Genomic DNA, 14,284 nt, shown 5'->3' on the forward strand with positions numbered 1-14,284 from the left:
ACGGCCACGCATCGAGATTTGTTTATTGCTTGTACAAACCTCGTGGGTGGCCACGTTTCGAGCAAGAGTTGAGCATGTAACGGTTTGATAACCCGATCAGTCCTCGCACTGCAGGCTCAGCTCGATCGCCTGGGACGCGGCCGCCGGGTCGTCGGCGTCGACCACCGCCAGCAGCCGCAGCCCGCCGGGCGTCGTTTCGCGCACCGCCAGGCCCTCGACCTTGGCAACGGCTCCGGACAGCAGCGGCAAACCGGCGACCGCGACGACGGCCTGATCGTCGAGCAGGGCCACCACTGCGCCGACCACCGGGCCGTCGTCCACCGCGTTCGGCGTGTCCTCCGCGGCCGCGCTGAGAAGGATCCGCCCGTCCGCGAGCGCCACCGCGTCGGTCACCGCCAGCGCGACGTGACCCACGGATCCCAGGTCGTAGTGGCGCACGCCGGTGACCCCGATCAGGTCTGCGTCCGCGCCCGCCAGCGCGGCGAGCAATCGGGCGAGATCGACGTCGACGCTGGCCGTGGGCACGCCGGCCGCGGCGTTGCCGCGCTGGAACCACCGCAACCGGTCGCCCACCTGACATGCGCCTTCCAGGTTCAACCGCGCGACTTCGAGACCGAGCCGGGCGGCGACCCGCTCGTACAGCGAAGTCAGATCGGCCACCACGAAAGCCGGACCGTCCGGGCCGAGCGTCACCAGCGATGCTCGCATCCGGGCGGCGGTCGATCCGGAGCCGAGCAGCAGGACCCCCGATCCCCCATCGGCGGTGACCGGACAGGCCGCCTCGAAGTCGGGCTTCAGGTGCTTCGTGCCCGCGGCCGAGCTGAACGTCTCCAGGCCGTCGACCGGATCGACCACCCGCACAGCGGTCACCGAGTCCGGGCGCCACCAGGCGGCGTGGGTGGCATCGTCCTGCACGACCAGCCACCCGTCGCCGAAGGCGGCGATCGCCGAGGCGGCGCGCACCGGCGAGCCGTCGTCGAAGGACAGGCGAGAGATGCCATCCACCCGCACTCGCACGAGGACTCCCCTCAGTCACGCACTCCGACCGGCACCGGCCGGTGTCAGACGACCATACGGGCGGCGAGCCGGTCGACGCGGTAGATCCGGCGGCCGTCGACCCAGAGCCAGCACCGGGCGAACACGGTCCGGTCGCGGATCTCCAAAATCTCCAGCTCGACCGTCAGCAGGCGGTCGGTGGGCACGATCTGGCCGCGATAGGACCACTTCAGCGGCTCGTCGAGCGCCACCGGCTCGAAGCGTGCGCCGGGCAGGTCCGCGCCGATGCCGCGGTCGATCAGGTACCACTGCAGCAGCTGGCACATCGCCTCGACGCCGAGTGAGCCGGGCATGACCGGGTCCTGGAAGAAGTGGGCCTTGAAGAACCAGGCGCCGGCATCCACGTCCTTCTCGGCGCGCAGCCGGCCGAGCCCGGCCGCCCCGCCCTCCGGCCAGTAGCCGGTGATCCGGTCGAGCATGGTGAGCATCGGGCCGGCGGAATGGTGGAACGCCGATCGGTGCTCCGAAACAGCGGTCAGGCCGGCGCGCTCGGCCGGCGTCGGGGGCAGGCCGGGCTGTTGCGCGAAGGCCGTGGTGAGGAAGTATCCGAACACGGCGGTGCCGCTCAGCAGCGGCTCGGTGTCCGCGTGGCACTCGATCCGGAAGGTTTCGATGATCATTCCGGCGGCCCGGGACACGTCCGTGAGCTCGGCGCGGGTGCGGATGACGCGGGTTCCCGGCCGCACCTCACGCCGCAGTCGCAGGTCGCCGTCGAGGTTGCGGAACAGCAGCTCCGCGTCGATCTGCACCGGGCTGCCGACATGACAGCCCAGCCAGCCGCAGGGTTGCAGGGCGACCTCCATCAGGGCGGCCGCCGGCATGGTGTGGTCGGCGAAGAACCAGGCCTCCTCGGGCACGTCGTACTCCGCGACGACCGCGCTGCCGATCGCCATGCCCTGATAGGGACCTTCGACCGCGGTGACCCGGCTCATGAACAGATACGGCGGCCCGGGCAGGCGCGGTCCGCGGCGGGTACCGGAGAAGGCCTCGGCCATCGGCCCGAGCGCGTCCGTCGGCCGCCCCCAGGCACAGGCCAGCAGCGAGGCGTAGCCGAGCGGCAGATCACCGATCCGGCCGACGGGCCGCTCCTCGCGGTGCCCGGCGAGCCCGCCGAGCGTGGGCAGCGGCTCGGGCCGCGCGGTCCGTTGCACGGCGGGCGGGCCGAGGTGCCGCCAGTGCTCGAGCGGCCAGTCCGGCACCAGCCGCACGGCGCAGTCGGCGACGTGCAGGGCCTTCACGCCGTCGACGGTGACCAGCACATCCGCGACGACCGCCGGAAACGGGCCGGCCGAGATCTCGGAGACGAAGACCTCATAGGTCAGCGTGCGGCTGTCCGGGGTGACCTGGCTGCGGCAGCGCATCCGGGCGGCGCGCCCGGGATCCGGCTCGAACCGCCAGCCGTCCCGGTCGATGGTGTGGCCGGCGGCGGCCAGATAGAACGAGACGGCCTGGAAGCAGGCCTCCGACATGAGGGTGCCGGGCATGCAGGGGTCGTTGTGGAAGTGGCCGTCGAAGAACCAGTCGTCCGGGCCGACCGCGGTTTCGGCTCGGAGATACCCGCGCCCGGGGTCGAAGACGGGCACCTCGTCGAGCAGGCGCAGCCGTCCCGATCCGATGCGCGGGGTTCGCACGTGGGCGCGGGTCGCCTCCCATCCGGGGCCGAAACACTCGTCGGGGCGGCCGGCCGCGAAGGCGCCGACCGCGTTGGAGTCGAAGGCGGCCGGTGATGCGGTTTCGGGCGGGCGGAGGGCGGCCGCATCCCAGAGCACACCCGCGCCGCGGCTGAGCTCTTCGTCGGTGAAGAACCCCGCTTGGCCGTTGCGCACGGTCAGCAGGAGAGCGTCGCCCACGTGGCAGTCGTACTCGAAGAAGAAGAGCCGGATCGGACCGTGCGCGACGTGGCCGACGACCCGGATCTCGAAGCGCAGGGTCTGGCCCGGTCCGGGCGGCGGGCCGTGGAACGTCACGTCGCTGCCGAGCAGGCGATAGACCCGCTCGCCCCGGTTGTGCAGGTCGGCGCCGAGCCAGCTGATCAGCAGCAGATCGGCCTGGCCGGCCTCGACGACCAGGCCGGCGGGCATGCGGCCGGCGGGATCGAGGTACCAGGAGTCGTGGTGCACGTCGGTCTCGGTCCAGATGACGCCCTTGCCCAGCCCACCCGGCACGGCGTCGATGCCGAGGACGCGATCGGCGAGCAGCAGGGGCGGCCCCGGCATCCGGGTCTGCCGCACGTCGGCGTCCTGTGCGGCGAACGCGGGTCCGAACACCTCGGAGATCCGGCCGTGCGCCAGGTGTTCGAGCTGCGCGCGGTCGAACCGAGGTCCGGGGAAGCCCGCCGGGGCCTCGGTGTGGACGAGCGCGGCGATGGCCGCGGCTCGGCCGCTCAGGAATCGAGCGTGCGCGGCGGCCTGGATCTCCAGGTACTGGTGGTGCGCGGCCGTGACGGCGGTCCGCCAGGCCACCGCGGGCGAGACCGGCTCTGTCGTTTCCGCCGGCATCGGCCGGAGGTCCGGTGCGGGTTCCATCACCTCGAACAGGACCGGGGCGGGGAGCCGCCGGGGCAGGCGGACCGTGGTCCCGGCCGCGGGCGCGGACCGGGCGAAATAGGCCGGCAGCGCATCGTGCCGCACCGGTACGCCGGCGGCGGCCAGCTCCGCGACAGCCATCGACAGCGACCACACGCCCTGGCCCGGCAGGGCGTCCAGGGCCACCGCGACATGCTCCCGGTCCCGGAGGATCCGGCGGATCCAGCCCGTGCACTGGGCCGCCGGGCCCTGCTCGACGAAGACGCGGACGCCGTCCTGCCAGGCGCGTTCGATGAGGTGGGGGAAGTCGACGGGCGCCATCATCTGCTCGGTGATCGCGTCGGCGGCCGACTCCTCGGTCGGGTGATACCAGTCGCCGGTCGCGCCGCGATAGAACCGGATGCCCGGCACGCTCGTCGTGGGCCGGCGGTGCAGGGCACGCCAGCGGTCGCGCAGCTCGGCCACCTCGGGCACGTGCGCCACCAGGTAGTCCAGCCGGATGCGGGAGGCCGGGTCGAAGCGTTCGGCGAACGTTGTGCAGGCCTTTTCCTCGCCGGAGACCACGCACGTCCCGGGGGCACAGACCGCGGACAGGTGCACGGCCGGCTCGTCCTCGACCATGGCTCGCACCTGTTCCGGGTCCGCCGCGAGGAGGTAGCCGGCCCAGCGCTCGCCGGCGATGCCGTGGCGTGCCCAGAATCGGCGCACCGCGCGCAGCTCGCCGCTGAGATCGTGCGCGAACACTCCGTCGGCGCGGGCGTCGGCGGCCATGGCCGGCACGTCGTTCCACGCGCCCAGCGCGACGAGGGCGGCCGACTCCCCGGCGGAGAACCCGAGCGCCGCCCGCGGTTCGATGCCCAGCACCTCGCGGGAGATTCGGGTGTGCAGGGTCGAGAGAGAGCCGACCGCGAGGATCTGGTCCAGGAGCTCGTGCGCCGCACGGCCGTCGTGGAGCCCGCCGGTCGCGAGGGGGGCGAACGCCAGCGCGAGGTCGGAGCCCATGCCGGGGTAGAAAGACGAGCCCTCGGTGTAGACGAATGCCGTCTCGCCGCCGATCGGGGTCTCGCGGAAGGCCACGCCGGGCGGGCGCAGCGCCTCGCCGCCCAGCCAGGCACGCGCGGCGTCGAGCTGGGCGGCCAGGTGGGCGGGGTCGCGGGCGAGGACGGCCAGCCGCGCCGGACCGGTGTCGCTCTCCACGCCGGCCAGCACATCGGACCTGTTCGCCCCCGAGTAGACGTGCAGCCTGGGCACCGGGTCCGGCGCCCACGGCTCGGCATCGGCGGCGCGCAGGCGAACCCGGGCGGGTGCGGCGCCGAGCACGGGCGTGACGACGTCGACCGTCGTCACGCCGGGGTGCGGCTCGGCGGCCTGTCCCGCCCGCGGCCGGGCCCGGTGCCGCAGTGCGAATGCCGCGGCCGCGACGTCGAGCAGGCCGGCGGCGGCGTGCGGCGCACCGAGAAGACCGGTCGGGAAGGCGTCGGCCGGGTCTTCGCCGCCGATCAGGGCGATGATCCGATCGCCGTCCCGGCACGCGTCGTCGCGGCGTTTGAGCACGAGGACGACCGCCGCGTCGATCGGCTTCGCGGTCCGGCCCAACTGGGTCAGGGCGGCGCGGTGCACGGGTTCGTCGGAGAGGTCGACCGCGCCGACGAGCGCGGCGTCGACCTCGCCGGCCCGCAGCGCCCGCGTCGCCAGCTCCAGGGCCGCGATTCCGGAGGCTTCCTCGGCGCTGACGGCGAAGCCCGGCCCGGACAGCCCGAGCTGCCCGCCGATGCGGTTGGCGGCGATGTTCGCCATGGCGCCCAGCACGCGGGCGGCGGTGAGCGGCGGGCTGAACTCGTCGCCGGCCCCGAGGCGCCGGCGGGCGTGCGCTCGAGCGACCTCGGGATCGCAGCCCAGGCCCACCAGCACGGCCGTGCGCTCCGGCGGAAGGTCGAGGCCGCGGACGGCGTCGCGGGCGGCTTCCAGCACCAGGATCTGCTGGCCCAGCGTCTCACCGAGATCGTGCGGCGGGTAGCGCAGGCCGTCCAGCACGACCTCGATGGCGTCCGGCGCCGCACCGGGCGGCGACCCGCTCAGCACGGCGTCCCGGAGCCCGTCGGCGTCCGTGTCCCCGAGGCGGGCGCCGATCGCGACGATCGCGATGTCCGGCGGAAGGCCGGGCATCGCGACGCTGAACGCCGGCGTGCCGTCGAACGCCTCGACGATCAGGTGCGCGTTGTTGCCGCCGAATCCGAAGGCACTGATCGCCGCGCGCCGCCGCGGTCCGGTCCACGGTTCGTTGGAGCGGAGCAGCCGCAGCGGCCCGGCCCGCAGTTCGTCGATCGGGTCGGTGGCGCCGGCCGTCGCGGGGAGCGTCCCGTGGTCGATCGCGCCGAGCAGCTTCAGCAGCCCGGCCGCGCCGGAGGCGGTCAGCAGGTGGCCGACGTTCGACTTCGCCGACCCGATCGGCAGTGGTTCCACCCGTCCCCCGAAACACTCGGCGGACGACCGGGCCTCCACGGCGTCGCCGACCGGTGTGCCCGTGGCATGGCATTCCAGCAGTTCCACCGTCTCCGGATCACAACCCGCCGACCGGTACGCCGCGCGCATGGCGCGAATCTGACCCGCCTCCGCCGGCACCAGGAACCCGCCGGTGCGGCCGTCGTTCGACAGGCCGATGCCGCGCACGACGCCGAGCACCGGCACGCCGGCGGCCACCGCGTCGCGCAGCCGCATGAACGCGAGCAGGGCCGCGCCCTCGGCCGGGATCAGCCCGTCGGCCGCACGGTGGAACGGCCGGCTGCGGCCGGACGGGCTCAACGCGCCCAGAGCCTGGAACCCGGAGTCGATGATCAGCCCGTCGCAGCCGCTCACCGCACCGGCCAGCATCAGGTCGGCCGTGCCGTCGTGCAGCCGGTCACAGGCGATCTTGATGGCGTACAGCGCGGAGGCGCAGGCCGCGTCGAGGGCGAGGGACCCGCCTCCCAGCCCGAGGGCGGTCGCCACGGTGTGCGCCCACATCCCCGAGCAGAAGCGGGCCGGCGGGTCGGTCCGGTCCGGCTGGTCGCCCAGCCAGACCCTTTCCGCGTACGCGGCCAGGCTCCGACTGGGATATCCCAGGTTGCCCAGGATCAGCCCGCTGCGCGCCGGGCGCGCGTGGTCACCGGCCTCGCGTAGAGCCGCCCGTCCGGCGTGCAGAACCCACTGCAACGCCGGGTCGTACGCGGCGACGTCTCCGGACGCGGTCGCGAAGCCGTCCGGCTCGAAGACCTCGGTGAAGCCCCGGACCAGACCGGCCGTCGGGCCGGCGCCGAGCGAGCCCGGCGGCAGCCGCCAGTCCTCCTCCCGCACCGCGTCGAGGTCGACCCGGGCGGCCGCGATGTTGCGCCAGAACTGCTCGGGGCTCAGCGCTCCGGGCAGCACGCAACCGCGCCCGACGATCGCGATCGGCTCGAAGCCCGGCTCGGTCACGCGCGGCCCGCCGGCGCCAGGTCGGGACGCCGGATCAGGCTGACACCGAGCAACTCGGTGCGCGCCTCGCCGTCCTCGTCGAGCAGCGCGATGTCGCAGCGCGCCTCGTCGGTGGCGACGGCCCCGGCGCGCACGAGGCAGCGCAACGCCGCCGGGGCCGGTCCCGGGCGGTGGACCTGCACCGCGTCGACGCTCATCGGCAGTGTCGCGGCGCCGGTGGCGTGCCGGACCCACAGAACCGCGGCCTGCAGCGCGCCGTCGACGGCGGCCGGGTCCGTCCACCACGCAGCATCGGGCCAACCGGCCGCCCGCGCGCCGACGACCTGCGCCTCGGCGCCGTGCCGGGACAGTCCGTGCACCTGTCGCAGCACCTGGAATCGAGGACCGTGGAACAACGCGGCTTCGTCGTAGACGGACGATCCGGTGAACGGCTCCAGGTCGGTCGGCGCGGTCCAGGTGCGCGGGCGTTCCGGGGCGGCGAGCCGGGCCCGGTAGTGGTTTCCGATGCGCAGTTCGTCGTCCGGCGTGGCCTCGACGGTGAAGCGGTGACCGCGCGTAGCCAGGTCGGGCAGCTCGATCCGGTGGAGCACCCGGATGCCGGCCAGGGCGGCCGGGCGGCCCGGGTGGCGCGCCTGCCCGGCGGCGGCGAACCACTCCACCGCCATGGCCACCGGAAGGACCGGCACGCCGGCCGGTGCGTGGTCGGCCAGGAAGCCGTGCGTGCGCGCGTCGACCGAAAATTCGGCGGCGAGCCGTGGCCGGCCCGCGGCGGCGAAATCACCGCCGGCGATGAGCACCTGGGCCGCGTCGCCGGGCGTGCTCACCTCCGCGACGAAGGCCCGCGCGCCCGCGTCGAGCGGGATGAGCGGGACACCGAGGTTCGTGAAGTGCGCGGCATGCGCCGCGGTGACCATGCCCGCTTCCCACGGCCCCCAGCCGATCGCGCGGACCCGGCAGGACGGCCGCCGCCGCTGCTCGGCGTGGGCCACCTGATTGAGCACCTCGTTGGCCATCGCGTAGTCGCACTGCCCGGGGTTGCCGTAACGCGCGGCGACGGACGAGAACAGGCACAGCAGTTCCAGCGGATCGGCGGCGGTCGCGTCGAGCAGGGCGGCGAGCCCGGCGACCTTGGTGTCGTAGACGCGGTCGAACTGCTCGTCGGTCTTCGCCGCGATGGGCTTGTCGGCGAGGACTCCGGCGCCGTGCACGAGCCCGGTGACGGGACCCCACTCCCGGCGCGTGCGGGCCAGTTCGCGGTCGAGTGCGGAACGGTCGGTGACGTCGATCGCCGCGTATCGCACGGTTGTCCCGGCACGCTGGAGACCGGCGAGCGTCGCGCGCACCTCCCGGCGGGCGAGGACGGCGCGGGCCTGGGCGGTCAGGTCGGCCGGCGAGGCGGTGCGCTCGCGTGCGGCGAGCAGGTGGATGAGCGAAGGCTCGTCGCGGGCCGCCGCCAGGAACCCGGGCTCCTCGACCAGTGCCGTGCGCCCGAGGAGCAGCAGGCGTGGCCGGCTCGTCGCCGCGAGCGCGAGCATCGCGGCGGCGGTGACGCCACGCGCGCCGCCGCTGACGACGAGAACCGCGTCCTCGCCGAGGTCCGCGGGCGCGGCCGGGACGGACTCGGCCTCCCCCAGGGTCCATCGTGTTCCGTCGGCGCGCAGGCCCACGTCCGGGGTCGGCCCGCCGGTCAGCAGCTCGGCGACGATCGCGGCGGCCACCTCCGCCGGACCGCGGCCGCCGCGCTGGCAGTCGATCGCCTTGGCCGCGACCGCGGGCCACTCCTTGGCGGCGGTTCTGGTGAGCGCCGCGAAGCCGCCGAGCCAGGCGCGGTCCGGATCGGGGTCGATCAGGCCGAAGCAGCCGCCGGTGTCCTGCACGGTCACGAAGACACCGCCGCTTCCGGCCAGGCCGGCCGCCGCGGCCCGGGCGGCCCGGAACGCCTGCCGGCTCACCGCGGCGGCCTGCTCCGCCGGTGCGAGGCCGCCGAGCAGGATCACGCCGTGCGCGTCGGGTGCGGGCATGTCGTCGAGGTTCGCCGTGATGCCGTGGGCGCGGAGCTGTTCCACCACGGCGTACCCGAGGGCACTGCCGCCGTCGACGACGGCGATCGGTCCGTCTCGGAGGCCGGCCAGCGCCGACCCGGAAGCCGGTGCGGCGACCGGCTGGACCTGTAATCGGGGCAGGCCGTCACCGGCCGGCCCGGCGGACTCCGCGGCGACGCCGCCCATCACCTCGTCCAGCGTGCGGGCCCGGAACAGCTGGGCCATCTGCTCCGAATCGGTCGCCGGGAGGCCCTCCGCGCGCTCCCGGACGGCCGCGAAGATCTCCACCCGCTTGATCGAGTCGATGCCGAGGTCGCTCTCCAGATCCATGCCGCCGTCGAGCATGTCCACCGGGTAGCCGGTCTTGTCGGCCACCACGGACAGCAGCAGGGCGAGGCTCACCGGCTCGGTGGCCGCGACCGGCTCGGCGGGCGGTGGTGGTGGCAGTGGTCGCGCCACGGGATCGGGCGGACGAAGCACCGGCGACGGCGACGCGGCGCGCGGCGTCTCTAAAGGCGGCGCCTCGAAGCGTGGTGCCTCCAGGCGCGGCGCCTCCAGGCGCGGTGGCTCGGGAGCGGTCGGTCGCGGGGCGACCGGGCGCGACGGCTGCCCGGTGAAGGCGGCGAACGTGTTCTCGGCCATCTGCAGGAAGGCCTGGTGCGATTCGGCGAGGACGCGCTGGAAGTGCATATGCGCCTCGGCGGTCTGGCGCTGCATCTCCTGCAGCGCGGTCAGCCATTCGGCGCTGGGCTCGGGCTCGGTCATCGGGGCGGCAGGCTCCAGAAGGGTCGGTGGGACGGGGGCGGAAGGTGTCGATCGGATCGGGGCCGGCCGGGTTTGCTCGGGTGTGGGCGGACGGACGTAGCCCGAGCCGTTGACGCGGACCGGCATCTGCGGCCGCTTCGCTTCGGGCATCGGGGTCTCAGTCCCCGGCAACTTCGTCAGGTCCATCGCGACGCCGTGCACCGCGAGCCGGCCGAGAGCCTCGTAACACGTGGTCACACCGTCGCGGCCGCGCCGGTCGAGGCTGACCGCCAGGTGCGCCCGGCCGCCGAGAATCCGCCCGATCAACCCGGTCAGCACGGTTCCGGGACCCACCTCGACGAACGTCCGCACGCCGGCGGCGTACATCGCCTCGATCTGGTCGTGGAACAGGACCGGCGCGCCGGGATGCCGGGCGAGAGCGCGCCGGATCGACGCGGGCTCCCGCCGGTATGTCACCGCGTCGGCGTTCGCATAGACGTCGATGCGCGGCGCGGCCAGGTCGAGCGTCTCCAGGAAGTCGAGCATCGGCGCCTCGGCGGACCGCATCAGCGGGCTGTGGAAGGCGGCGGAGACCGCGAGCCGGCGCGCGGTGAGGCCGTCGGCGGAGAGCCGCGCGTGCAGTGCCTCGATCGCCCGCACGGCGCCGGAGACGACGACCTGACCGGGCGCGTTCCGGTTCGCGAGCCAGACGTCCGGGGTGGCGGAGTCCTTGATCGCCGCCTCCACGACGTCCGCGTCCGCGTCGACCGCGAGCATCGTGCCCGGCTCGGCGCCGACCCCCGCCAGCAGTTCGCCCCGGCGCCTCGCCAGGCGCAGCAGGCTCTGCGCGTCCAGGACGCCGGCCGCGTGCAGCGCGACCAGCTCGCCGAGGCTGTGGCCGGCCACGCAGTCCGGGGCGAGTCCGATCGAGGTGAGCAGCGCGAGCAGCGACAGGCTGTGCGCGGCCAGCGCCGGCTGCGCCCACCGGGTGTCGGTGAGCCGGCGTTGCTGCGCCGCGCGCTGCTCGTCGGTGAAGACCGGCGGCGGGAAGACCACGTCGGCCAGGTCGGGGCCGGCCGCGAAGTCCCAGACGTCCTGGGCGGCCGGCAGGGCCAGGGCGATCTCGGCGCCCATCCCGACGTACTGCGAGCCCTGGCCGGGGAAGACGAACGCGATCCGGCCGGGGTCGGCGGGTCCGCACGCATAGCAGACGCCGCCGGGAAGGGTGAACGGCACGCCGGGTTGCCGGGCGATCACCTCGGCGGCCCGGCCGAGCTTCTGCCGGCGATCGTCGTCGTCGCTCGCCACCAGGGCCAGCCGGTGCGGATCGGCGGCTTCGAACCGGTCGGCGGCGACCAGGTCCTCCGGCGAGCCGGCGCTGAGCAGGACGAGCTCGCCGGCGCCGGTCCGGATCCGGGCCGGCGCGTCGCCGTCGCGATGCTCTTCCATCGTGACGTGGAAGTTGGCGCCGCCGAAGCCGAAGCTGGAGACCGATGCCCGCCGCGCGTGCGACGCGCGCCGGGTCCACGGCCGCGCGACCGTGTTCAGATAGAACGGGCTGTCCTCGATGCCGAGGCCGGGATGGGGTTCGCGCACCTTGATGGTCGGCGGAAGCGTCCGCTGGTGCAGGGCCAGCACCGTCTTGACCAGCCCGGCCGCGCCCGCGGCCGCCTTGGTGTGCCCGATCTGCGACTTGACGCTGCCGAGCGCGCACCAGCCGCTGTCGGAGCGCCCGGTCTCGCCGAAGACCCGGCGCAACGACTCGAACTCGGCGGCGTCTCCGGCGCGAGTCGCGGTGCCGTGCGCCTCGACCAGATCGACCGTGTCCGGGCCGTATCCCGCGGCCTCGTAGGCCCGCCGCAGGGCCCGCACCTGGCCGGTGGCCATCGGCGCGTAGATGGCGCCGCCGCGGCCGTCCGAGGAGGTGCCGAGCCCGCGAATCACGGCGTAGACGCGGTCACCGTCGCGCTCGGCGGCGTCCAGGCGCTTGAGACCCAGCATCGCCAGGCCCTCGCCGAGCAGCGTGCCGTCGGCGTCCGCGGCGAACGGGCGCGCGTCACCGGTCGGCGAGAGCGCCGGGGTCTTGCTGAAGCACACGTACATCAGCGGGTTGTTCGTCGCGTCCACCCCGCCGGTGACGACCAGGTCCGCCTGGCCCAGAGCCAGCTCGTTGGCCGCGGCCGCCACCGCCGCGAGCGAGCTGGCGCAGGCGGCGTCCACGGTGCAGTTGGTGCCGTGCAGGTCGAGGCGGTTGGCGATCCGGCCGGCGACCACGTTCGACAGCAGGCCGGGGAACGAGTCCTCCTGCCACGGCACGTACTGCTCGCTGATCCGATCGCAGATCCGCAGCGCCTCGGCCTCCCCGATGCCCTGCTCGTGCAGGGCCTTGAGCCACAGCGGACGCTGGATCCGCGCGTCCATCGTGCCCACCCGGCTGAGGGTGGAGCTGCCCAGGATGACGCTGACGCGTTCCCGGTCGAGTGGGCCGGCCAGGTTTCGGTCCAGGTCGGCCAGCAGCGCGTCGGCCACGGTGAGGCCCAGCAACTGGGCCGGGTCGATGGCCGCGAGCGTGTTCGGCGGCAGCCCGTGGGCGAGGGCGTCGAACTCGATGTCGGGCAGGAACGCGCCACGGTGGCTGTAGGTCGTGTCCGGGGTCGCCGGGTCCGGGTCGTAGAACCCGTCGGCGGGCCAGCGGCCGGGTGGCACCTCGGTGATCAGATCCCGGCCCGCGACGATGTTGCGCCAGAACTCGCCCGCGTCGCGAGAGCCGGGCATGAGGGCGGCCACCCCCACCACCGCGATCGGAATCATGGCGCTCCTCAGGACAGCAGACGTGGACGCGGCGCGAAGGCCTCCCCGGGCACCGGGACGCCGTACGAGCGCAGCTGCTGAGCGCGGGTCACCTGGGCCGCGCCCTCCAGCAGGTTGAGGGCGATCTGCACGACCGTGCGCCGCGCGGGCTGGGCGAGCGGGCTGCCCGCCACCCAGCGGTTGAACGAGCCGATCGCCGGGCCGCACCAGATCTGGAAGTCGGTCAGCCGGGTCGGCTCTCCGGTGATCGCCCAGCGGCTCGACAACCCCAGATAGGACCGGAAGACCAGCGCCATCCGATGACGCGGGTCCTGCTCGGCCCGGTCGACCTCGCCCGGGTCGCGGTCCAGCCAGAACCGGCGGGTCTGCTGCCAGCAGTCCTCGAAGGTGGCACGCAGGACGTCCTTCTCGAGCCGCTCACGGGTCGCATCGGGAATCTCCTCGAGCGACCGATGGGCCAGGTAGGCGTCGTAGAGCAGGCCCGCACGGGCGGCGAACAGCGTGCCGCGCCGCAGCACCTGCACCTTGATGCCGTACTCGAACATGTCCGCGGCGGGCGCCATCACCACGTCGGCGAGATCCGCCTGCGCGAGCAGCCCCTTCGCCGCGTCCGAGAGCCCCGCCTCGGCGGAGAGCTGGTTGATGGTGCCGGTCACCACATAGGCCGCCCCGGCGGCGAACGCGGCCGCGACCCCGGCCGGGTCGCCCAGTCCACCGGCGGCGCCGACCCGGCTGGGCCGGGCGAATCCGTGCCGCAGCTTCAGCTCGTCCCGCAGCGCCGTGATCACCGGGAGCACGACGGCGAGCGGCCGGTTGTCGGTGTGCCCGCCGCTGTCCGCCTCGACGGTGACGTCCCCGGCGAGCGGCACCCGCGCGGCCAGGCCGGCCTCGTCCCGGGTGATCTGGCCGCGCTCGACGAGCCGGCGCAGGATCTCGGGTGGCGCCGGGGCGAGGAACTTCGCGGCGACCTCGGGCCGGGACACCTTCGCGAACAGCTGGCGGGCCCGCACGACGCCGCCGTCGACATCGGAGTCCGCGCGCAGCCCGGCGACCGCGCACCGGACGACGGCCGGGGTCAGCTCCATATAGGCGGATGCCGAGACCCTCGGCACCGCGGCGCGGATCAGCAGGTCGACCAGGCGTTCCTCGTGTCCGGGCTCGGTCGGCGAGTGGATCAGGTTGACGCCCCAGTTGTCCCGGTCAGGCAGGCCGCGGCGCAGTTCGTCCACCGCACGCTCGAGGGCCGGCATCGCGAGTCCGGCGGCTCCGAAGAAGCCGAGCATCTGCGCGCGGGCCATCGCCACGACCGATGCGACGGTCGCGATGCCGTTGGCCATCTCCCCGGCCACGTACGGAAATCGCACGCCGTGGGTCCGGTTGAAGGACCGGTCGCCGAGCCATTCGGGGTAGAGCGCGGGCAGCGCGCCGACCAGCTCGCATCCCTGATCTCCGCCGGCCGCCGGTCGCCCGCCCAGCCCGAGCCCCGGTTCGTGGCCGGCCCGGCCGCGGACGATGTGCACGGGCTCGCGAAACCGGCGAACGCCCTCGACGATGCCCGCGGGCGAGAAGTCAGCCGCGCGCTCGCCCGGAATCCAGCGCAGCGCGGGCGCGGCACGAACCGGGACAGACGCGTCCACCACAGCACCTTCTCCC

General features: G+C 74.3%; 4 protein-coding genes. All 4 read right to left on the minus strand.

The genetic code is table 11. The features are described 5' to 3' along the window. Window positions 1-96: 96 nt before the first annotated feature. From ACZ6TI_RS12565 to ACZ6TI_RS12580, 4 genes are read right to left on the minus strand one after another with little or no spacing between them, the layout of a single operon-like run. A complete protein-coding gene (locus ACZ6TI_RS12565) occupies window positions 97-1,017 on the minus strand; it encodes a DUF6929 family protein (RefSeq protein WP_465345137.1) in 921 nt (306 codons plus the stop codon). Between the two features lie 44 nt (window positions 1,018-1,061). Continuing rightward, window positions 1,062-7,034 (minus strand): beta-ketoacyl synthase N-terminal-like domain-containing protein, encoded by a 5,973-nt coding sequence (locus tag ACZ6TI_RS12570; protein ID WP_465345138.1) that lies wholly within the window; start codon window positions 7,032-7,034, stop codon window positions 1,062-1,064. Beyond that, on the minus strand, window positions 7,031-12,631 hold the full coding sequence (locus ACZ6TI_RS12575; RefSeq protein ID WP_465345139.1) for an SDR family NAD(P)-dependent oxidoreductase: 5,601 nt from the start codon (window positions 12,629-12,631) through the stop codon (window positions 7,031-7,033). The genes ACZ6TI_RS12570 and ACZ6TI_RS12575 overlap by 4 nt, the downstream gene beginning before the upstream one ends. 8 nt (window positions 12,632-12,639) lie before the next feature. Continuing rightward, window positions 12,640-14,268 carry a PfaD family polyunsaturated fatty acid/polyketide biosynthesis protein gene (locus ACZ6TI_RS12580; protein ID WP_465345140.1) on the minus strand — a complete coding sequence of 543 codons (1,629 nt, stop codon included), beginning with the start codon at window positions 14,266-14,268 and terminating at the stop codon, window positions 12,640-12,642. Window positions 14,269-14,284: the final 16 nt, after the last annotated feature.

The sequence above is a fragment of the Actinoplanes sp. NPDC051388 genome, from assembly GCF_055586225.1.

Bases quoted from the DNA above. Each gene is read 5' to 3' on its own strand.
- ACZ6TI_RS12575 (WP_465345139.1), bottom strand. From the start codon at position 12,631: ATGATTCCGATCGCGGTGGTGGGGGTGGCCGCCCTCATGCCCGGCTCT.